Source organism: Saccharopolyspora sp. NFXS83 (assembly GCF_026241095.1).
Classification (GTDB): domain Bacteria; phylum Actinomycetota; class Actinomycetes; order Mycobacteriales; family Pseudonocardiaceae; genus Saccharopolyspora_C.
In genome coordinates, this window is record NZ_JAPFGB010000028.1 from 1 (window position 1) to 18,979 (window position 18,979).

Annotated in this window: 19 protein-coding genes; 12 read left to right on the plus strand and 7 right to left on the minus strand. The window is 70.8% G+C overall.

Annotation, left to right across the window (positions count from 1 at the left end):
* Positions 1 to 290: 290 nt before the first annotated feature.
* The 4 genes from OOZ19_RS24340 (at position 291) to OOZ19_RS24355 (ending at position 6,903) form a co-directional block, all read left to right on the plus strand.
* Complete coding sequence (locus OOZ19_RS24340; RefSeq protein WP_266092488.1) at positions 291 to 1,253, plus strand: HpcH/HpaI aldolase/citrate lyase family protein; 963 nt, start codon at positions 291 to 293, stop codon at positions 1,251 to 1,253.
* A 286-nt stretch (positions 1,254 to 1,539) separates the two neighbouring features.
* A complete protein-coding gene (locus OOZ19_RS24345) occupies positions 1,540 to 5,262 on the plus strand; it encodes a patatin-like protein (RefSeq protein ID WP_266092489.1) in 3,723 nt (1,240 codons plus the stop codon).
* Between the two features lie 17 nt (positions 5,263 to 5,279).
* The gene (locus tag OOZ19_RS24350; protein WP_266092490.1) at positions 5,280 to 6,296 is read left to right on the plus strand and encodes a CPBP family intramembrane glutamic endopeptidase; all 1,017 of its coding nucleotides are present in this window, start codon (positions 5,280 to 5,282) and stop codon (positions 6,294 to 6,296) included.
* Between the two features lie 79 nt (positions 6,297 to 6,375).
* Positions 6,376 to 6,903, plus strand: a complete 528-nt coding sequence (locus tag OOZ19_RS24355; protein ID WP_266092491.1) for a YflT domain-containing protein — start codon at positions 6,376 to 6,378, stop codon at positions 6,901 to 6,903.
* Between the two features lie 10 nt (positions 6,904 to 6,913).
* Here the strand turns inward: OOZ19_RS24355 and OOZ19_RS24360 are convergent, their stop codons facing one another.
* Both OOZ19_RS24360 and OOZ19_RS24365 read right to left on the minus strand, forming a co-directional pair.
* Positions 6,914 to 7,174: a Txe/YoeB family addiction module toxin gene (locus tag OOZ19_RS24360; protein ID WP_266092492.1), complete on the minus strand. Its 261-nt coding sequence runs from the start codon at positions 7,172 to 7,174 to the stop codon at positions 6,914 to 6,916.
* Positions 7,171 to 7,413 carry a type II toxin-antitoxin system Phd/YefM family antitoxin gene (locus OOZ19_RS24365; RefSeq protein WP_266092545.1) on the minus strand — a complete coding sequence of 81 codons (243 nt, stop codon included), beginning with the start codon at positions 7,411 to 7,413 and terminating at the stop codon, positions 7,171 to 7,173. The genes OOZ19_RS24360 and OOZ19_RS24365 overlap by 4 nt, the downstream gene beginning before the upstream one ends.
* A 301-nt stretch (positions 7,414 to 7,714) precedes the next feature.
* On the opposite strand from OOZ19_RS24365, the gene OOZ19_RS24370 reads away from it, so the two are divergent.
* The 3 genes from OOZ19_RS24370 to OOZ19_RS24380 are packed head-to-tail and all read left to right on the plus strand — an operon-like array spanning position 7,715 to position 10,715.
* Positions 7,715 to 8,986: an ABC transporter substrate-binding protein gene (locus OOZ19_RS24370; protein WP_266092493.1), complete on the plus strand. Its 1,272-nt coding sequence runs from the start codon at positions 7,715 to 7,717 to the stop codon at positions 8,984 to 8,986.
* Positions 8,986 to 9,876 carry a carbohydrate ABC transporter permease gene (locus OOZ19_RS24375; protein WP_266092494.1) on the plus strand — a complete coding sequence of 297 codons (891 nt, stop codon included), beginning with the start codon at positions 8,986 to 8,988 and terminating at the stop codon, positions 9,874 to 9,876. The genes OOZ19_RS24370 and OOZ19_RS24375 overlap by 1 nt, the downstream gene beginning before the upstream one ends.
* A complete protein-coding gene (locus tag OOZ19_RS24380) occupies positions 9,876 to 10,715 on the plus strand; it encodes a carbohydrate ABC transporter permease (protein WP_266092495.1) in 840 nt (279 codons plus the stop codon). Before OOZ19_RS24375 ends, OOZ19_RS24380 begins: the two co-directional genes overlap by 1 nt.
* Before the next feature lie 78 nt (positions 10,716 to 10,793).
* Here OOZ19_RS24380 and OOZ19_RS24385 read toward each other — a convergent pair whose 3' ends face one another.
* The 4 genes from OOZ19_RS24385 to OOZ19_RS24400 form a co-directional block, all read right to left on the minus strand.
* Positions 10,794 to 11,285: a CAP domain-containing protein gene (locus OOZ19_RS24385; RefSeq protein WP_266092496.1), complete on the minus strand. Its 492-nt coding sequence runs from the start codon at positions 11,283 to 11,285 to the stop codon at positions 10,794 to 10,796.
* Positions 11,286 to 11,623: 338 nt separating this feature from the next.
* Positions 11,624 to 11,815, minus strand: coding sequence for a hypothetical protein (locus tag OOZ19_RS24390; protein ID WP_266092497.1), 192 nt, complete (start codon positions 11,813 to 11,815; stop codon positions 11,624 to 11,626).
* Between the two features lie 143 nt (positions 11,816 to 11,958).
* Entirely contained in the window at positions 11,959 to 13,038 is a 1,080-nt protein-coding gene (gene corA / locus OOZ19_RS24395; protein ID WP_266092498.1) for a magnesium/cobalt transporter CorA, read from the minus strand.
* 396 nt (positions 13,039 to 13,434) lie between these two features.
* Positions 13,435 to 13,869: an NUDIX domain-containing protein gene (locus tag OOZ19_RS24400; protein ID WP_266092546.1), complete on the minus strand. Its 435-nt coding sequence runs from the start codon at positions 13,867 to 13,869 to the stop codon at positions 13,435 to 13,437.
* Positions 13,870 to 14,016: 147 nt separating this feature from the next.
* Here OOZ19_RS24400 and OOZ19_RS24405 point away from each other — a divergent pair, with 147 nt between their 5' ends.
* The 5 genes from OOZ19_RS24405 (at position 14,017) to OOZ19_RS24425 (ending at position 17,358) form a co-directional block, all read left to right on the plus strand.
* The gene (locus OOZ19_RS24405) at positions 14,017 to 14,178 is read left to right on the plus strand and encodes a hypothetical protein (RefSeq protein ID WP_184477007.1); all 162 of its coding nucleotides are present in this window, start codon (positions 14,017 to 14,019) and stop codon (positions 14,176 to 14,178) included.
* An 18-nt stretch (positions 14,179 to 14,196) separates the two neighbouring features.
* Positions 14,197 to 14,766 carry a PH domain-containing protein gene (locus OOZ19_RS24410; protein ID WP_184477009.1) on the plus strand — a complete coding sequence of 190 codons (570 nt, stop codon included), beginning with the start codon at positions 14,197 to 14,199 and terminating at the stop codon, positions 14,764 to 14,766.
* A 224-nt stretch (positions 14,767 to 14,990) separates the two neighbouring features.
* Positions 14,991 to 15,869 carry a PHP domain-containing protein gene (locus tag OOZ19_RS24415; protein WP_266092499.1) on the plus strand — a complete coding sequence of 293 codons (879 nt, stop codon included), beginning with the start codon at positions 14,991 to 14,993 and terminating at the stop codon, positions 15,867 to 15,869.
* Between the two features lie 110 nt (positions 15,870 to 15,979).
* Positions 15,980 to 16,813, plus strand: a complete 834-nt coding sequence (locus OOZ19_RS24420; protein WP_266092500.1) for a RecB family exonuclease — start codon at positions 15,980 to 15,982, stop codon at positions 16,811 to 16,813.
* Between the two features lie 23 nt (positions 16,814 to 16,836).
* Positions 16,837 to 17,358, plus strand: a complete 522-nt coding sequence (locus OOZ19_RS24425; protein ID WP_266092501.1) for a hypothetical protein — start codon at positions 16,837 to 16,839, stop codon at positions 17,356 to 17,358.
* A 50-nt stretch (positions 17,359 to 17,408) separates the two neighbouring features.
* Here the strand turns inward: OOZ19_RS24425 and OOZ19_RS24430 are convergent, their stop codons facing one another.
* Positions 17,409 to 18,845, minus strand: coding sequence for an Rv3212 family protein (locus OOZ19_RS24430; RefSeq protein ID WP_266092502.1), 1,437 nt, complete (start codon positions 18,843 to 18,845; stop codon positions 17,409 to 17,411).
* Between the last annotated feature and the right edge of the window lie 134 nt (positions 18,846 to 18,979).

The following is an 18,979-nucleotide window of genomic DNA, read 5'->3' on the forward strand; positions in this document are numbered from 1 at the left end:
CGCTGCGGGATCTTTTTCCCGAGTGGCTCCGCCACGAGGGAAAAAGCTGTCCTCGCGAGGAAGCCGCTGAGAACCCGGGGGTGGTTGAGCTCTCGACGTGGGCTGTGCGCTTCGCGCATACAGGCGCGGCTTCGCCGCGAGCCAGGCGCGGCTTCGCCCGCCCAAGGCACGGCTTCCCCGCCTACTGCACGGGTTTGCCGCTCATGGCGGTTGGGGGGCGAGTGGGGTCACAGCCGTGCGGGGCGGCGTCGTGGTAGATACCTCTGAACCCGTTCGATGAGGAGGAACTCGTGGTCGATCGCCGACGTGCCCGCCGCAGCTGCCTGGCCGTGCCCGGCTCCAGCGCGAAGATGATCGACAAGGCGCGCGGGCTGGCGGTGGACTCGTTCTTCCTGGACCTGGAGGACGCGGTGGCCCCGCTGGCGAAGGCCGAGGCGCGCGGCCGGGTGGCGGCGGCGCTCAACGAGGGCGGATGGGACGGCAAGATCCGTTCCGTCCGGGTCAACGACCTCACCTCGGCGTGGACCTACCGGGACGTGGTGGAGGTCGTCGAGTGCGCCGGGGCGAACCTGGACACGGTCGTGCTGCCGAAGGTCTCCACCCCAGACCACGTGCGCTGGCTGGACCTGACGCTGACCCAGATCGAACGCGCCACCGGCCTGGAGGTCGGCCGGATCGGCATCGAGGCGCAGATCGAGGACGCGCGCGGCCTGGTCGAGGTGGACGCGATCGTCGCCGCCTCGCCCCGGGTCGAGACGCTGATCTTCGGTCCCGCCGACTTCATGGCCTCGATCAACATGCGGTCGATGGTCGTCGGCGAGCAGCCGCCCGGCTACGACGTGGGCGACGCCTACCACTACGTGCTGATGCGGATGCTGATGGCGGCGCGGGCGCACGACGTGCAGGCCATCGACGGCCCGTACCTGGCGATCAAGGACGTGGACGGTCTGCGCCGGGTCGGCGGCCGGTCGGCGGCGCTGGGCTTCGACGGCAAGTGGGTGCTGCACCCGGCGCAGGTGGATGCGGTGAACGAGCTGTTCTCGCCGCGCCAGGAGGACTACGACCACGCGGAGAACGTCCTGGCCGCCTACGACTGGCACACCTCGGAGGCCGGCGGCAAGCGCGGTGCGGCGATGCTCGGCGACGAGATGATCGACGAGGCGTCCCGGAAGATGGCGCTGGTCATCGCGGGCAAGGGCCGCGCGGCGGGCATGTCCCGCACCGACGAGTGGACTCCGCCGTTGCCGGACTGATCTGGATCGGGTGGCCGCCGCGCAGCGGCTTCGCCGCTGGCGCGACACCGCTTCGCGCGGACCCGTGGCGGGTGGCCGGCCTCCGCTCAGGAACGGGAACACGCCCGGTCGGGGGCTCCCGTTGAGGTCACCGGCCTGCGCGGTCGGGCCCTGACGCCCGTGTGGACGATCCCGGAGTCGGTTCGGCGCGGTACGTTCTGATCAAGAGCGATCGTCGGGTTCCTCCGCGGAACGAGCCGTGCCGAGGCCTTTTCCCGGCGTGCGAGTCGACCGAGGGGGCGGCGGCATGGCCGACGAGGACCTGACCCGCGGCGACCCCGCCGGGAGCGGGGCGACCGGCGACGGGCGGGCCGACGGTGGCACCACCGGGGAGGCGGCCGGTCGGCGTCGCGCCGCTCCCGGCGGCGGAGCGGACGTGGACTCCGGCGGCGAACCCACCTCCGGCGGTGCCGACGCGGAGAACGACCAGGAACTCCGCTTGGCGCTGGCGATGCGCGGCGGTGCCAGCCTCGCGGTGTGGATCGGCGGCGCCGTCGCCGAGATCGACCTGCTGCGTTGCGCGACGTCCGGACCGCCACCGGCCGGGCCCGGCGCGCCTGCGTCCGGAACGGCGAAACCCGGGCCCGCGAAGCCGAGCCCGGAGCCGGACGACGAGCACCCGTGGTCGGCGCTGGCCGGGCTCGCGGGCTACGACTCGGTGTCCGTGGACGTGCTGGCCGGTGCCTCGGCGGGCGGCTTGAACGCGACCCTGCTGTCCGCGTCGATCGTCTACGGCATGCCGTTCGAGGACATGCGCGAGCTGTGGGTGCGCCTCGCGGACCTGGAAGCGATGTGCCGCGCGGTGCCCAAGTTCTGGCAGCGCCGGCCGGATTCCCTGCTGGAGGGCGACGACTACTTCCGCGCCGAGCTCGCGAGGCTGATCACCGAGCTGACCCCGGCCCCCGCGGACGCCCGCAACCTGGGCGACCGGCTGGACCTGCTGCTGACCGCGACCCTGCTGGATCCGGTGCTGGAGCGGCACTTCGACGGCAGGTCGGGCCCGTTGACCGAGCAGCGCCGCACCGCCTCGTTCCGCTTCCGGCACCGAGGTCGTTCCGGCCAGCCGCTGTCGGACTTCGGCACCGGCGAGGAGTTTCCGGCGACCGCGCTGCGCTTGGCGCAGGCCGCGCGCGCCACCTCGTCGTTCCCGTTCGCCTTCGAACCGGCGCAGGTGCACTCCAGCACCGGTGCGCCGCCACCAGGTGAGCCGGACATGTTCGGGGTGTTCTCCGAGAACACCGCGGATCCCCGGCCGTTCCGGGTGATCGACGGCGGGGTGCTGGACAACATCCCGGTCACCGCGGCGGTGGAGGCGATGGCCGCGGTGCCCACCGAACGTCCCAGCGCGCGCTGGCTGCTGTACCTGAACCCGGAACCGGAGACCGTCGGCGAGGGCAGGCCGTTGAGCCGCCAGCTGGCGCTGCCGGTGGCGTCCACGGCGATGAGCGCGCGCATGTCGCAGGAGTCGTTGCTGGCCGACATCCACGCGCTCGACGAGCACAACGCCGCGGTGCAGCGCACCGAACTGCGCCGCAGATCCGTCTTCGCGCCCCTGCGGCCCGCGGCCCCGGCCGAGCGGGAAGCGGTGCTGTTCTCCCAGGCAGGGCAGGTCGAGGCGGAGTACGCGGTGGTGCGCGCGGAGCTCGACGCCCAAGCGGTGCTGCGGCTGCTGGTGGAACCGGCGGGCACCGAGGACGGCAGGCTGCTGCCGCCGGTGGTCGGGGATCCGCTGGAAGGCTGGTCGCCGCAGGTCCGCACCGTGCTGGGCAGGCGGCTGTCGGCGGGGCTGGCCGAGCTCGCCGCGGCGGAGCCGAACCGGGTCTTCGACGACGTGCGCGGGCTGTCCTCCGGGGTGCAGGAATGCCTGGACTGGGCGCGGGACATCGGCCGCTGGGCCACTCCCGGCCAGTTGCCGGTGATCGGCCGCTGCAAGTCGGCGCTGTACCGGCTGCGCACGTTCGCCGAGGTCCTGGAGGGGCACGCGGACCGCTACTGGATCAACGGCGCCGTCCTGGAGCCGATCGTGGAGCTGGGTGAGCTCGCGGACTGGGTGCTGCGGGTCGCCGATCGCCGCGAGCGGATGCAGCACCGGTTGCCGTCGCCGGTGCGACCGCTGCTGGGCGCCGTGCTCAACGAGGTCGAGCAGGACGCCCGCTTCCAGCGCGCGCTGGAGGAGTTCGCCGCCGAACTCGCGTCCATGGCCGACACCTCGGGGGCCGACGCGGTGCCGTGGGACGAGCACGGGGTGGACGCGGTGGCCGAGGGCCGCGTCGTGCTGCACCGGATCGCGGACCGGCTCGCCGCCGCCGCCCCGCCGCGCACCCATTTCGAATCCCCCGCGCAGATCGGCTACGGCCTGCTGGAGCGCACCGACCGCCGCCCGGCCGTGCTGCGCGCCCTGGTGGTGCTCACCGCGCCGCTGGACGTGGGGCGGTCGCCGGGCGACCGGATCAACTTCCTCCGGGTGGTCGGGGACGCGCCGTCGCCGCTGCCGTTCGACGCGTTGCGCGTGGCCCGCGAACTGCGCGTCGAGGACAAGGTGCGCGGCGGCGACCTGGGCAACTTCGGGGCGTTCCTGTCCGCGCGGTGGCGCGCGAACGACTGGATGTGGGGCCGGTTGGACGCGGCCTCAGCACTGGTCGGGTTGCTGCTGGTGCCCGCGCGCCTGCTGCGCCACAGCGCCGGGCTGGGCCCGGAGGGCATCGCGGAGCGGCTGCGCGCCATCGTCACCACCCCGACCAGCGCGGAGCTCGGCGACCTGGCGGAGTCGGAGCGCTGGCAGGGCTTCCTGGCCGAGCTGTGGGAGCGGCGCGCGGAGCAGGTGCGGGCGGAGCTCGCGGCGATGTTCGCCGACCCGGCCGACGAGCATCCGCTGACCGAGACGAAGGCGCTGGTCGTCGAGCGGCTGCACTGGACCATCGCGGCGCAGGAGCTGCCCTTCGTCGCCACCGTCGCGACCGGCGCCGATCCGGGCGAGCCCCGGTTGCCGGACATCCCGGAGCCGCAGCGGCTCACCCGCGACGTGCAGCGCTACGCGGTGGGGCGCCAGCGCGTCGAGGACCTCGGTGAGCCCCGGCTCGCCTCGGTCGCGACCAGGTCGGCCCTGGTGGCCTACCGGGCGGTGCGTCCGGGCACGTCCGGGGTGCTGCGGCTGCTCGGGCGGATCGCGATGACCGTGATCAAGCCGGTGTTGCTGCTGGTGGTGCTGGCCGTGGCGGCGCCGCGCCGGGTGGCGTTGGTGCTCTTCCTCGGTGCCGGTGCGGTGGTGCTCAGCGGGGTCGCGCCCGCCGGGGCGCCGTACGTGCAGGAGTACTCGCTGAGCTGCCCGGTGGGGCAGCCGCCACCGGACGCCACGATGTCCTGCCTGCTCAACGAGCCCGCGACGGCGATCGGCGCGCGGATCGCGGTGGTGCCGCCCGACTCCTCGGCGGTGTCGGTGCTGCGCCCGTTCACCTACGACCCGTTCGTGATCAACTTGGGCGTGCTGCTGGCGCTGCTGGTCGCCGCGGTGTCCGCGTTGTGGCTCGGGTTCCGGTTGATGAGCCGCGGCAAGGGGCTCGCCCGGTGGCTGCCCGCGGTGTTCGTCGCGGCGGCGTTGACGACGGCCCTGCTGTGGACGGCGAGCACCGGGTTCACCCTCGGCCCGCAAGGCCTGGTGGTGGCGGCGGTGGTGCTGACCTGGCTGGGATCGCTGGGCCTGCGCGCGTGGGGCCGGGTAGTCGCCGCGGCGGTGTCGGCGGTGGTGTTCGCCGGGGCGCTGTGGCTCGCGGAGCCCGCGGTCGGTGCCGTGACCTGGCTGCTGCCCGCGTCGATCGTGGCCGCGTACGCGCACGTGGTGCTGCTCTCGACGGTGGACCTGCTGCGTCCCCGCCCGCGCCCGGAGCGTTCCGAACCCGGCACCCGGCCCGGGGCGAGTCCGGATTCCGCCCGATCGGATGCCGTGCGCGCGAGTCCGGCCACGGGTGGGTGAGCACTACGATCAGAGGGGTGAGCGACTTCCCGGCAACGGCGGATCCCACGCCGGAGGGCACCCCGTACCACCTCCTCGCCCGCGATTCCCGGCACCGGTGGTGGACCCCGCTGCTCGCGCTGCTGTTCGGCGCGGTGCTCGCGTTCGTGCTGCTGCTGGTCGCCATGGTGCTGCTGGGCCTGTTCGTGCTGTACCCGGCGGGATTCGGCGAGTTCCGGCTGGCGTCGCTGTGGCTGAACCCGGATTCCGTCGAGGCGGTGGTGCGCGATCCGTTCGTGCTGCTGTACGTGTCGTTCGGGGCGCTGGCCGCGCTGATCCCGGCGGTGATGCTCGCCGTGCTGTGGGCGCAGCGGCGGAGCCCGCGGCAGCTCATCGGCGTGACCGGGCGCATGCGCTGGCGGTGGCTCGGCCGATGCCTGCTCGCCGCCGTGGCCGTGTTCGTCGTGGCGTTCGCGATCTCCGCGTTGCTGACCTGGGCCACCGGGCGTTCCAGCGGGCCGGGCTTCCCGGGGTGGGCCGACTACGCGCGGATCGTGGCGCTGGCGGTCCTGATCGTGCCGTTCCAGAGCGCGGCGGAGGAGTTCGCCTTCCGCGGTTTCCTGCTGCAGACCCTCACCGCGTGGTTCCGCACGCCGTGGGTGGCGATCGTGATCACCTCGGTGCTGTTCCTGCTCGGCCACGGCTACACCGATCCGCTGGTGTGGTGCGAGCTGCTGGTGATGGCGGTCGCGATGTGCTGGCTGACGCTGCGCACCGGCGGCCTGGAGGCGGCGATCGCGCTGCACGTGGCGAACAACAGCCTCAGCGTGCTGGTCAGCGGCCTGTCCGGGGTGCCGGGCATCGAGCAGGCCGGTGATTTCGCGGTGGGCGACGTGCTGCCGTTCATCGCGGCGGTGCTGGCTTACGGCTGGTGGGTGGACCGCAGCGCAGCTCAGCGGGGGGAGTGGACCGTCACCGGCGGCCGGGTGCCGCTGAACCCGTGGTCGTTGCGCGCGGAGACCCAAGACGATCTCCGGGCCGGGGTGACGGGGTAGCCTGGAGGCAGGGACGATAGGGGACGAATCGGGCTCCTGCCGATCCTGCTAGGTAGTGCGCTCCACGGAGGTGTCAGCGGTGTCTTCCCCGTTTTCCGGCTCGGCTCGGCCGGCGCCGGGTTCACCGGGCAGCATGCCCATCCCGCCGACGGGATGGCCGATCGGCTCGTACGGCACGTACGAGGAAGCGCAGCGCGCTGTCGACCACCTCGCCGGCTCCGACTTCCCAGTGCGGGAGGTCACCATCGTCGGCGTCGACCTGATGCTCGTGGAGCGGATCACCGGCAAGCTCACCTGGGGCAAGGTGATCGCGGGCGGTGCCGCCTCCGGGGCGTGGATCGGACTGCTCATCGGCCTGGTGATGAGCATCGCGACACCGCCCGGCACGGGTGCGCTCAGCTCGATGCTGGCCGGTCTGGGCGGTGGCATCGTGATCGGCATCGGCTTCGCCGTCGCCGGGTACCTCGCGATGCGGGGGCGCCGGGACTTCTCCTCGGCGAGCCAGCTGGTCGCGGGCCGCTACGACGTGCTCGCCCAGCCCCGCCACGCCGAACACGGTCGCAACCTGCTGGCCCACTTGGCGATGAGGCCGCAGACCTCCCAGTGACAGGCCCGGTTCAGCTGCCGTGGTGATAGCGGCACGCGGCGATCTGTATCTGGTCCTCATGGATCCGGTAGACGAGGCGGTGCTCATCGGTGATCCGCCGCGACCAGAATCCGTGGAAGCCGTGTTTCAGCGGCTCCGGTTTGCCGATTCCCTCGTTCGCGTTCCGCTCGACGTCCTTCAACAGCGTGTTGATCCGTTTGAGAACCTTGCGGTCTTGGGTCTGCCACCAGACGTAGTCATCCCAGGCGTTCTCGTCCCAGACCAACTTCATTCGATGAGGTCCCGAGTCGTTCCGCCGCCGTGCTCCAGGCGGTCGATCGAGGCCAGCAAGCGGCGTGCGTTCTCCGGGCTCTTGAGCAGGTAGGCCGTTTCCTTCAGCGACTCGTAGTCGTCCAGCGCGACCATGACCACTGGTTCGTGTCCGGATCGGGTGATCACTACTTCCTCGCGGTCGTCGATCACTGAGTTGAGGGTCTCCGCGTACCGTGCGCGAGACTCCGAGTACGACATGGTCTTCACGGGTCAGCCACCTCCTGTGCGTACAGGAAACTGTACGCCTGTTCTGGGGGTAGGAGGAAGTTCGCGAGTCGGGCGGCGCCCGCTGCGCAGTCGATCGTGCCTCCCGATCCGGCCGTCGGCGGCCCGCGGGAACAGGGGTTCGCTGCGCCGATAGGGGTATTGCCGGAGTCGATCAACGCGCCTAGGTTGCTCTCACCCGCATCGGGCCGCCGGTGCGGTCCGTTGCGTGCGATGGGGCGCGGGCACTCGGCCTCAGCCGCACCGGCGCGAGACGTCTGGGAGGCCGACGACGGTGAGGGTGCGAGAACGCGATCGGGGCGCGGTCCGGCGGGCCGTGGCGTGGGGGTTGGCGGTGGTGGCCGCGGCGGGCGTGACGGCGTGCGCGCCGCCGCAGAGCGCGAACACGGTGAACCTCTACTACGCGCCCGAGGAGAACCTGCAGGCGGTCGTCGACAAGTGCAACGACCAGGCGCAAGGCCGTTTCAAGATCGTTTACCACAAGCTGCCGCGCGACGCGGACGGGCAGCGCGAGCAGATGGTGCGCAGGCTCGCCGCGCAGGACGACGGCATGGACGTCCTGGGCCTGGACACGACGTGGACCGCGGAGTTCGCGCGGGCCGGGTGGATCCGGGAGTGGACCGGCGAGGACCGGGAGCAGGCCGAGGCGGGCACGCTCGCCGGGCCGCTGGAATCCGCGCGCTACGGCGGGAAGTTGTTCGGGGCGCCGAAGAACACCAACGTCCAGCTGCTCTGGTACCGCTCGGACGTGGTGCGGAAACCACCGCGGACCTGGGACGACATGATCGAGCAGGCGCGGCGGCTGAAAGCCGAGGGGCGCCCGTCGACGATCCTGATCCCCGGCGCCCAGTTCGAGGGCTACGTGGTGCAGTACAACACGCTGCTCGCCTCCGCGGGCGGCAAGATCATCTCCGATGACGGCACCCGCGCCGTGGTCGACGAGGGCGCGGTGCGGGCGCTGGAGCAGCTCAAGGCGCTCGCCGATTCCGGCCTGACCAGCCCGTCGATGTCGAACGCGCAGGAGGACGACATCCGGCTCGAGTTCCAGCAGGGCGACGCGGCGTTCCAGCTCAACTGGCCGTTCGTCTACCCCTCCATGCAGGAGGACGCGCCGGAGATCGCGCGCGACGTGCGGTGGGCCCGCTACCCCACGTCGGATCCGAACCGGCCCAGCAAGGTGACCATCGGCGGCTTCAACCTCGCGGTCAGCGCGTACTCGCCGCGCCCCGCGGCGTCCTTCGACGCCGCGCTGTGCCTGCGCAGCGCGGAGAGCCAGCGGTTCTCCGCGGTCAACGACGGGGTGCCACCCACCATCGAATCCGTCTACGCCGCGCCGGAGATGGCCGCGGAGTACCCGATGCGGGAGACCATCCTGGAGGAGTTGCGGGACCCGGCGATCCGGCCGATCACCCCGGCGTACCAGAACGTCTCGACGGTGCTGGCGAAGCTGCTGTCCCCGGCATCGGCGATCGACCCGCCGCGCACCGCCGAGCGGATGCGCACCGAGGTGCAGAACGCCCTCGACTCGCAGGGAGTGATGCCCTGATGTCCACGACGGACACGGCCGGGCGAGCGGAGCGCAGGCTGGGCTGGGCGTTGTGCGCGCCGGCCGCGCTGGTGATGGTCGCCGTCACCGGTTGGCCGATCCTGTACGCGGTGTGGCTCTCGTTCCAGCGCTACGACCTGAAGTACCCCGACCAGCGCGAGTTCGTCGGCCTGGACAACTACGTCACGGTGCTCGGCAACCAGTACTGGTGGACGGCGTTCGGCATCACCGTGCTCATCACCGTCGCCCAGCTGGTGATCGAGTTCGTGCTGGGCATGGCGTTGGCGCTGATCATGCACCGGGCGCTGATCGGGCGGGGGCTGGTGCGCACCGTCAGCCTCATCCCGTACGGGATCGTCACCGTCGTCGCCGCGTTCAGCTGGCGCTACGCGTGGACGCCGGACACCGGGTACCTGGCGAACCTGTTCTCCGACGGCGCGCCGCTGACCGAACGAGCCTCCTCACTGGCGATCATCATCGTCGCCGAGGTGTGGAAGACGACGCCGTTCATGGCGCTGCTGCTGATGACCGGGCTCGCCCTGGTGCCGGAGGACATGCTGGAGGCGGCGCAGATCGACGGCGCCTCGCGGTGGCAGCGGTTCACCCAGGTGATGCTGCCGGTGATGAAGCCCGCGATCCTCGTCGCGCTGCTGTTCCGCACGCTCGACGCGTTCCGCGTCTTCGACAACATCGTGGTGCTCACCGACGGGGCGCAGGACACCTCCTCGGTGTCGGTGCTGGCCTACAACAACCTGATCAAAGGCCTCAACCTCGGCATCGGCTCCACGATGTCGGTTCTGATCTTCCTCGCGGTGGCGCTGATCGCGTTCCTGTTCGTGAAGCTGTTCGGCACCGCCGCGCCCGGCGCCGACGACGACGGGAGGCGCTGATGGCCCGCCGTGCGAGGAAACCCGCCGACACGGCCAAGTGGACCGTGCTCAACGCGGTCGTGGTGCTCTACGCGCTGGTGCCGGTGCTGTGGATCGTGTCGCTGTCGTTCAAGACCTCCGCGGGGCTCAGCGACGGCAGGTTCATCCCGGCGGAGTGGACGCTGGAGAACTACGCGGCGATCTTCCGGACCGGGGAGTTCCTGCGCGCCCTGCTGAACTCCATCGGCATCGCGCTGATCGCCACCGCGATCGCCGTGGTGCTGGGCACGATGGCCGCCTACGCGATCGCGCGGCTGACGTTCCCCGGCAAGCGCCTGCTGGTCGGGGTGTCGCTGCTCATCGCGATGTTCCCGCAGGTGTCGCTGGTGTCGCCGTTGTTCGAGATCGAACGGACCCTCGGGCTGTTCGACACCTGGCCAGGGCTGATCCTGCCGTACATCACGTTCTCGCTGCCGCTGGCGATCTACACGCTCTCGGCGTTCTTCCGGGAGATCCCGTGGCAGCTGGAGGAGGCGGCCACCATGGACGGGGCCACTCCGGGGCAGGCGTTCCGGAAGGTGATCGCGCCGCTGGCCGCGCCGGGCGTGTTCACCACGGCGATCCTGGTGTTCATCTTCTGCTGGAACGACTTCCTGTTCGCCATCTCGCTCACCTCCACCGAGGCGTCCCGCACGGTGCCGGTGGCGTTGCAGTTCTTCACCGGCGACTCCCAGTTCGAGGACCCCACCGGGACGATCGCCGCCGCGGCCGTGGTGATCACGATCCCGATCATCCTGTTCGTGCTGTTCTTCCAGCGCAGGATCGTCTCCGGCCTCACCTCCGGAGCCGTCAAGGAGTGAGCCGGGAACGGGTGAACGGACCGTTCGTCCAACGAGAATGGACGAACGGTCCGTTCACTCCGAAACGGCCCGCGCGGGTCAGGGGCCTGCGAACTCCTGGACCCAGTAGTGGCCGTAGCTGCTGTTCGGGTCGAAGGCGTGCCCCACGCCGATCCGGGTGTAGGCGCAGTTCTGGATGTTCGCCCGGTGGCCGGGGCTGGTCATCCACTGGTGGAACGTCGCGGCGGGCGAGGCGTTGCCCGCGGCGATGTTCTCCGCCGTCGCGCCGGTGAGCCGTGGCCCGGCGGCGTCGGAGTGGGCGAAGAAGTCGTGCACGGCCATGTCGATGGCGTGCGCCTGCGCCGAGCGCTCCAGGTCGGGGAACGGTGCCAGCGGCCCGCACCCGGCTTCGGCGCGGGCCGCGTTCGTGCGGTCCACGACCTCCGCGGTGACGACGTCCATCCGGTTCGCGTGCGCGGACGGGACGAACATCGCGGAGGCGCTCAGCAACGCGCACAGCAGGATCGGCCGGACCGGACTCCGCCAGCGGAAGGCGGGCGAGCCGGGAATCGACCGGGGGAAGACGAACATCCGCACCACTCCTCGAAGACAGCGGTCCCAGGTGCGGACAGTTCTAACGTGCTTTTCGGCGTGTCGGCCCGGCAATCCACGCAACGGGTGATCCGCGCCGCGCGGCGGATCACCCGAACGGGATTCGGAGAATCGTCGTCAACAGTGGACGAACCGGGATCACATCTGCTGCGCGATGATGATGAACAGCGTCAGGATCCAGCCCATGATCAGGGTGGTGAGCACGGCGAGCTTGTTGGTGGCGAGACGAGTCATGGCGGTGCCTCCCGGCAGCGTGAGAAATGATCGATAACGAGATGTCGTCTCACGATGTGGGGGCGGCGATGCCGCAACGAGGGTCAGCGCATGGAGCACATGCGCGGCGAGGCGGACAGCGCGTCCCACATCGCGCCGGGTTTTCGCCCCCGGCGCGGCACGGGACTTCGCCCCGGAGCCACGTTCCCCGAACCGGTCACGGGCAGCCTGCGGGTGAACACCCGGCGCCCCATCGCGCTGCGACGCGGTCCGTTGAACCGCACGGCGATCGGCATGGCCACCTCCTCACTTCTCCCGACGCGCACCGGAGTCAGCACGGTGGCGGTTGTTCGGCGGAAACGCTCGCGGCGGGAAACCGCGGCTGTCGAACCTCTGCGCACCACATCGCTCGAATGATCGAAAACGTTACAGCGCATCATCAGAGCCACTTGTTCCTGCGGAATATCTTGAACAGCGTCAAGCAGGCCAGCATCATCACCAGCAGCGTCGCCGGATAGCCGAATTTCCAGTCCAATTCGGGCATGACCTTGAAGTTCATCCCGTAGATCCCGGCGATCATCGTCGGGGTCGACACGATCGCGACCCACGCCGAGATCTTGCGCATGTCGGTGTTCTGCTGGAGCGTGATCTTGGCCAGGGTGGCGTCGACCAGCGTGGTCAGCAGCTCGTCGAAGGACGCCACCCGTTCCGAGACCGTCGTCAGGTGGTCCTCGACGTTGCGGAAGTAGGAGCGGACCTCCTCCGGCACCATCGGCGTGTATCCCTCGGCCAGGCGCTGCAACGGCCGGGCCAACGGCATCACCGCCCGGCGCAGCTCCATGACCTCGCGCTTCATCAGGTAGATGTGCTCGGCCTCGATCTTGGTGCGCGGCGCGAAGACCGCCGCTTCCATGTCGTCGATGTCGTCCTGGATGGCCTCGGTGACCTCCAGGTAGGTGTCCACGACGTGGTCGGCGATGCCGTGCAGCACCGCGGCGGGCCCCAGCCGCAACTGCTCCGGATCGGTCTCCAGCTGCGCGCGCACCTGCCCGAGGCTGGCGTGCTTGCCGTGCCGCACCGTGATCACGAAGTCGCGGCCGACGAAGGCCATCAGCTCGCCGCTCTCGACGATCTCGCTGGTGGCCGTCAGCTTCTCGTTGGCGATGTAGCGCACCGTTTTGAGGACCATGAACAGCGTGCTGTCGTAGCGCTCCAGCTTCGGCCGCTGGTGCGCGTGCACGGCGTCCTCGACCGCGAGCTCGTGCAGCCCGAAGGTCTCGGCCAGCACGTTGAGCTGGGTTTCGTCCGGTTCGTGCAGGCCGATCCAGACGAACCCGGTGCCGCGCCGGCGCACTTCGTCGATCGCCTCGGCGTGCGACCACGTGCCGGACAGGCGCACGCCGTCGACGTAGACGCCGCAGTCGATGACGTAAGCCGGAGGAGCGGCGGGAACCGGGGTGGCTCGGCCGATGTTGCGGGCCGCGCGGTTGCGCAGGCCGAGCGAGGGAAGGCTGGGCACGGCGACCTCCAAAGGCGGGGAATCGGATCTGGGGCGATCTCGCACACCTGGACCGCGCATCCCCGCCGGCGCAGCGGGAACCCCGAAGGGCTCCGGCGCCTGGATTTGGGCCTAGCCGCAGGCCTTCCAGGCGGGGATGCGGTTGGTACTACTCGGAAGCGCGCTGTCGGCACTGCCGCTCACAATCCCTCACCTCCTTCTGTCCGCCTCGCGCATCGGCGAGGTGGTTCGGACCGGCCAACGATTCACGATACTCGCCGTGCCCGGCGCGGTCGGCGGCGGTGCGGGGTGTGATGGGACACGGCGAAACGGGTGATTCTTCGGTCTCGGCGCACGGGAAAATCCCGGCTTTCGTCCGGATCGACCTGATCATTCCCTTTGTCTCATTGGCCTGGTTCAGCGCGGCGGGGAGGATCGGGGGAGTCGGCCCCACGCCCGGAGGCAGTCCGCGAGGCCGTCGGTCAGCCGATGCTCGGCGTCGAGTGTGGCAAAGGTCGCAGTATCCGCCCACATCGCGTCGGAGGCGTCGTCACCAGGGAAAAGGGCTACCTCGTTGGTCCGGCATGCGTAGTCGTGAATCTCGTAGGTACCAGTCGGGGTCGGGCGCAGCACGCGTCCGTGCAGGCCCTCGACGATCACGGAGAGTCCGGTTTCCTCCAGAAGTTCCCGGTGTACCGCCGAACGATCGGTTTCTCCGGCCTCCACTCGCCCACCGGGCACGGACCACTGCCCCCTGCCGGGGTCATGGGTGCGTAGTACCAGCAACAACCTGCCATCGGCGTCGTGGACGACCCCACCGACGCACCGGATCACTGGGCCGTTGGGTATGATCACGGATACGGAGGGTAGTTGATCCGGACGGTTCGGCTAGCGACTGACCCAAGTGCGGGACAATGCTGCCCTAACGCCGCCGAGTGCGGTACAACAGATCGGCAGGCGCCAGCGTGTTCAATGGCATTTCGGACGGGGTGTATCGCAGTGAACCTTAAGAAGATCCTGACCTGGGCCGGGGTCGCGTTCCTCCTCTTCTTTCTCTTCTCCGCCCCACAGCAGGCCGGTAACCTGGTGAACAACATCCTCGCCAGCCTGGAAGGAGCCGCGCAGGCGGTCATCCTCTTCATGCAGAACATCTTCGTGTAGTGCCGAAGGGCGGTTGACGTGTTCGCGCCTAGGGATCCCGACGAGTACCTGCTCGACACCGAACGCCGGGTCATCCGGCTCCGCAGACACTGGGCGAGCCTGGTCTGGGAACTGTTCGAGGCGATCGGGCTGCTCGTCGGTGTGGTGATGGTGTCCCAACTACTGCCGCAGGACACGACCCTGCCGCAGAACGTGCTCTGGTACGCGGGCCTGGTCGTGCTGCTCCGGTTCACCTATCAGGTGCTGGACTGGTACGTGGAGCGCATCGTCGTCACCGACAAGCGATTCCTGATCGCCGAAGGCATCTTCACCACCAACGTGGCGATGATGCCGATCGGGAAGGTCACCGACTTGACCTTCCAGCGGACCCTGGCCGGGCGCATGTTCGGCTACGGCACCCTGGTGGTCGAGTCGGCCGGTCAGATCCAGGCGCTCAACCGGATCGAGTACGTGCCGAGCCCCGACGAGGTGGAAGACGCGATCTCCTACCTGGTCTTCGGGGAGAAGAAGGCGCAGCAGGAGCGGTTCTCCATGCTCAAGGCCCGTCGCGCAGCGGTGGGCAAGAAGAAGGCCAAGCTTCCGAGCTGACCGGTCGCTCGCGAGCCGGGGTCGCAGGCGCTGCCTGCGGCCCCGGTCGTGTTCGTGGGCTGGTGCGGGAGTCCCCGCGGCCATCGGCGAGACTGTGCGCAGCGGAAGGTCGGTTCCCCGGGGCGCCGGTCGAGCGCCCGGTGCCGGGGTTCTCGCCGAGCTCGCGGCGGGAACGGCGGGGGATCGTCCGCCGCCGACCGCCGGGTTCAACGGAAAGGCCACGCTTGCGCATCGACCTGCACGCCCACTCCACCGAGTCCGACGGCACCGATACGCCCGCGGAACTCGTCGCCGCCGCGCTCGACGCGGGACTGGACGCCGTCGCGATCACCGATCACGACACCACGGCGGGCTGGGCCGAGGCGGCTGCCGCCGTCGCCGCCTGCTCCGGCCCGCGCCGGCTGCGGGTCGTCCCGGGGGCCGAGCTGTCCTGCAGCTGTCCGGACGGCAACGGCCGCACCATCACCGTGCACCTGCTGGCGTACCTGTTCGACCCGACCTCGCCCGCGCTCGTCGCCGAGCAGTCGCGGCTGCGCGCGGAGCGGCGCGGCCGGTTGCGGGAGATGGCCGAGCGGATGGCGGCCGAGGGGTTCCCGGTGGATCCGGAGGCCCTGATGGCGGGGCTGCCGCCGGACTCGCCGGGCGGGCGACCGCACCTGGCCCGGCAGCTCGTGCGGGCCGGTCTGGTAGCGAGCGTGGACGAGGCCTTCGCCCGCTACCTGGGCAGCAGCGGCCGGTACTACCTGCCGCGCACCGACACCCCGGTGCGGCGGGCGATCGAGATGATCGCCGATGCGGGTGGCGTGACGGCGCTGGCGCACCCCTTCGCGCGAGCCCGCGGACCCGTGATCAACGCGGAGGTCGTGGCGGAGCTGGCCGCGCAGGGGCTCACCGGCATCGAGGTGGACCACCCGGACCACGACGAGCCGACCAGGCGGGAACTGCGGGGCATCGCCGCCGAGCTGAACTTGGTCCCGACGGGCAGCAGCGACTACCACGGCACCAACAAGACGATCCGGATCGGCCAGGAGACGACCACCCCGGAGTCGCTGCAGCGGCTGATCGACAAGAGCAGCGGCAGCGAGGTCTTCACGGCCGGTTGATCGGCCGATCACGCGGCTCGCGCGGTGCGGATTCGCGGTGATCGTGCGAGTTTTCGGCGCCGTGCGGGGTGAAACTCGACGCGACGACCCGGCTGCGTAGGGTGGGGCGAGTGCAGGGACAGCTCGGCCTCGAAGGCATCCCCGGCAAGCTCGTCCGGGTCACTCCGGCGAAACTCGCCAACTGGGACCGTTGTCCGCGCAAGTTCCGCATGACCTACCTGGACCGCCCGGCGCCGTCGAGGTCCGGTGCCCGCGCCAACGCCACGCTCGGCGCGGTCGTGCACAACGCGCTGAAGGCGTTCTTCGAGCTCCCGATCGCGCAGCGGACCCCCGAGAAGGCGGTGCTGCTGGTCCGGCAGTGCTGGAAGAGCGACGGGTTCGCGGACTTCGAGCAGGCCGACGAGTACCGCGGGCGCGCGCAGCGGTGGGTCGCCGAGTACGTCGAGCGGCTCGGTCCGGACGCGGATCCCGTCGCGGTGGAGCGATGGGTGTCGGCCCCGGCGGGCACGATCATCGCGGAGGGCCGGGTGGACCGCATCGACCGGCGCGACGGTGCGCTGGTCGTCGTCGACTACAAGACCGGCAGGCGCGCCTCGACCGACGAGGACGCGCGGGATTCGCGGGCCCTGGCACTGTACGCGGTCGCCACCCGCAAGACGCTGCGCGGGGAGACCGGGCGGGTCGAACTGCACCACTTGCCCAGCGGGCGGGTCGGGGCGTGGGAGCACGACCGGGCCTCCCTCGACGAGCACGTGCGGGCGGCGGAGCGGTCGGCGGCGGAACTCCAGGCCGCCTCCGACACGTTCGAGGAGGGGGACGGCGGACGAACGGCCTTCCCGCCGAAGCCCGGCGCACAATGCGCGTGGTGCGAGTTCCGGGCGCACTGCCCGGAGGGGCAGCAGGCGGCGCCGCCCGCCGCGCCGTGGGCCGGGTTGGCCGAGTGAAGGACCAGAGGAACGACATGGACATGCCCCGACGAGGGCCGCAGGACGCCGCACGCGGAGACTCCGATGCCCGCCACCGGCAGGCGCAGGCGCTGCGCGGGCCGCACCGAGCCCCCGGTTACGGGGCGGGACCGGATGCTGCCGCCGATCAGCCCGGCACGGTGCCGTTCCGCTCGTCGCGCCCACCTCGGCAGCAGCAGGTGGAGTGGTACCAAGAGCAGGACTCGGACGAACGGCCGACGGTCCGCCGCGCCGGCGCGGCGAGCGGTACTCGCGCCGGGACGTGGTTGCGCGGACTGACCGGTTCGCTCGCGCTCGGCCTGCTGGTGGTGACGGTCGGCCTGCTCGGCGTGCAGATCTGGTCCACCCGGCAAGGAGAGGCGGGGCCGGGCACGAGCATGATCGTCACGCATGCCGTCGGCGTCGTGCTGGCCCTGGTGCTGCAGGCCTTCGCGGACCGCAACCGGGATCGGCGCGGCGCGGCAGCCCTGCTCGGAGTCCTGATCGCCGTCTTCGGCACCCTGTGGTTCTGGTGGTGGCTCTGACGGGTCTTCTCGGGCCGACCCGCTGAGGGGACGAGGTCGAACACCGGGCCTCAGCCCAGCGCCACCAGCGTTCCGCCTCGTTGTTCGAGCAGGGTGGGGCCCGCGGAATCCATGCTGATCGGGCCGTCGTAGCCCTGCCGGTCCACCGGGATCACCCGTTGCCGCGCTCCGGTGAAGCGGTCCACGACGGCGATGCCCTCGGGGACGGGGAGCAGCAGTTCGCCGCCGAACAGCGTCCCGGGGCCCAGCGTGCCGGGCACGGTCCACAGCGGGGCGAAGGTGGCGGCGTCCAGCGCCACCGTGGTGGCGCCGTTGTGCCAGTACAGCAGGCCGCCGAAGGTGGCCCCGGCGATGTCGTCGATCTTGTCCTTGACCTGCTGGTACTGCTCGTCGTCGAGGACAGCCACCCGGAACGGCCGGTTCGGCCCGGCGGTGGCGAGCCCGTGCAGCACGCTCTGCTCGGTGATCGTCGAATCGAACCGGTGCAGCGAGGTGGCGATCGAGCGCGCGGCGCGCTGCTGCTCGGGTTCGGGGACGGGGCGCAGGTTGACCGTCCACACCCGGTCCGCGGCGACGGCCTCCACGCCGGACTCGGGGATCCCGGTCCCCTCGGCGGGCAGCGGGTACTCGGCCTCGATCCCGCCGGTGGTGTTCGCGTACACCACGATCGAGCCGCGATCTCGCAGGTAGACCACGGTCTGCTTGGTCGACACCGCCACCGCGGTCGCTTCGGAACCGCCGAGCACCGCGGTGGTGACCTCTTCCGGTTCCTCGTCGTCCTCGGGCTTGGTCTTGAGCACGCTGAGGCGCTTGGTCGGGTCAGAGGGGCAGTCCTCGATGACCGCGACCCGTTCGCTGCCCACAGCCGTCGAGGTGTAGGTGCAGTCCGGTCGGCGCAGGTTGTTCCCGGCGTTCTTCAACGCGGGCATGATCCCGTACTGCTGGGTGCGCACCAGGTCGGAGCGCCAGCTCTCCAGCACCCGATCACCGGTCGCGGTCAGGTACTTGCCGTCGCTGAGCAACCGGGTGCCGAACTGGGTGTCGGAGTTGCGGGCCGGTCCGCGCACGCCGGTGCCGCCGCGCAACGAGCTGATCTCGCTGCAGTTCGCCGCCTTGCGGTACACCGCCACCGCGCGGTCCCACTCACCGCCGACCGTGCACAGGGGAAGATCGCGGGAGTAGCGCCAGTGCTCGCGGCCGGTTCCCGGAGCCCGGCCCAGGACCGTTCCGCCGTCGCCGGTCACCACGGTCGAGTCGGCGACCACCGGAACCGGTGTGGCCGGGCTGGGCGCACGCCACAGCTCCTGGACCGATGTGGGGGCTCCGGCAGGTGCGGACGCCACGGGAGGTTGTTCGGAGGCGGGCTCGGACACCGTCGCGCGGGCGTCGCTGCGCCACCAGATGACGGCGGCGGCCGACACCACCGCCACCAGGATCAGGGCCACCGCGACGAAGTCGGACCGCGTCCGCCGTTCCGGCCGTACCACTGCACTCCTCCGTCGGCGTTCGTCGGACTGTCGGCGTTCGTCGGTCACTCGGCTGCTGATCGGTTCGGTGCGAGCCTCGGTGGACTCGTCCGCGCGCGCTGAGCGATCAGGCCCGGTGCCTCCCGGCCACCGAG

What these genes read in the sequence shown, in the direction of transcription:
- OOZ19_RS24345 (WP_266092489.1), top strand. Translation starts at nt 1,540, where the DNA reads ATGGCCGACGAGGACCTGACCCGCGGCGACCCCGCCGGGAGCGGGGCG.
- OOZ19_RS24360 (WP_266092492.1), bottom strand. Translation starts at nt 7,174, where the DNA reads ATGAAGTTGGTCTGGGACGAGAACGCCTGGGATGACTACGTCTGGTGG.
- OOZ19_RS24365 (WP_266092545.1), bottom strand. Translation starts at nt 7,413, where the DNA reads ATGTCGTACTCGGAGTCTCGCGCACGGTACGCGGAGACCCTCAACTCA.
- OOZ19_RS24375 (WP_266092494.1), top strand. Translation starts at nt 8,986, where the DNA reads ATGTCCACGACGGACACGGCCGGGCGAGCGGAGCGCAGGCTGGGCTGG.
- OOZ19_RS24380 (WP_266092495.1), top strand. Translation starts at nt 9,876, where the DNA reads ATGGCCCGCCGTGCGAGGAAACCCGCCGACACGGCCAAGTGGACCGTG.
- OOZ19_RS24385 (WP_266092496.1), bottom strand. Translation starts at nt 11,285, where the DNA reads ATGTTCGTCTTCCCCCGGTCGATTCCCGGCTCGCCCGCCTTCCGCTGG.
- OOZ19_RS24390 (WP_266092497.1), bottom strand. Translation starts at nt 11,815, where the DNA reads ATGCCGATCGCCGTGCGGTTCAACGGACCGCGTCGCAGCGCGATGGGG.
- OOZ19_RS24425 (WP_266092501.1), top strand. Translation starts at nt 16,837, where the DNA reads ATGCCCCGACGAGGGCCGCAGGACGCCGCACGCGGAGACTCCGATGCC.